A 588-nucleotide genomic window follows, 5' to 3' on the forward strand; every position below is an offset into this window, starting at 1 on the left:
ATTGAATATTTCCGGTGGCGATGCGCGTCGGGGAAACACCCGTACCCATCCCGAACACGATGGTTAAGACTGACGCGGCCGACAATACTTGGCTGGAGACGGCCCGGGAAGATAGGTGGCTGCCGGATCATGGGGGATTAGCTCAGTTGGGAGAGCGCCTGCCTTGCAAGCAGGAGGTCACGAGTTCGAATCTCGTATTCTCCACTCAGGCGAGAGCCTGGAATTGAAGAGAGGGTCGTGGAAGCGGCCAGCCAGAATGGGCTTGTAGCTCAGGTGGTTAGAGCGCACGCCTGATAAGCGTGAGGTCGGTGGTTCGAGTCCACTCAAGCCCATAGGGAAGAGACAAACAGTCTGATCCCAGTCAGCGTAAAGGATATAGATCATTTACGCGGATGTACCTTGAAAACTTCATACAAAACCAGAAAAGAGTCATTCTTTAAAAAAGAATGAGTCAAGACATCAGATTTCATCGAGAATTAACAACGAAGAAAGAAAACACAAAGCCCGCTGATGTAACGCTATGCATCAGTGAGGAATGAGAGGATCGAAAGATCGAACCGTTCCAACTACGGTCAAAGTAGGAAGGGC

2 tRNA genes and 1 rRNA gene are annotated in these 588 nt (G+C 50.5%); all 3 read left to right on the forward strand.

Going from position 1 to position 588, the window contains the following annotated elements:
• Window positions 1–10: 10 nt before the first annotated feature.
• The 3 genes from rrf to JMF81_RS05220 all read left to right on the forward strand — a co-directional run bounded on the left by rrf (window position 11) and on the right by JMF81_RS05220 (window position 332).
• Window positions 11–128 (forward strand): 5S ribosomal RNA (gene rrf / locus JMF81_RS05210).
• A 3-nt stretch (window positions 129–131) separates the two neighbouring features.
• Window positions 132–204 (forward strand) — tRNA-Ala (locus JMF81_RS05215).
• Window positions 205–258: 54 nt separating this feature from the next.
• Window positions 259–332: transfer RNA gene (locus JMF81_RS05220), tRNA-Ile, on the forward strand.
• The last annotated feature ends 256 nt before the right edge of the window (window positions 333–588 follow it).

This window comes from Anaerostipes butyraticus (assembly GCF_016586355.1).
Classification (GTDB): Bacteria; Bacillota; Clostridia; order Lachnospirales; family Lachnospiraceae; genus Anaerostipes; species Anaerostipes butyraticus.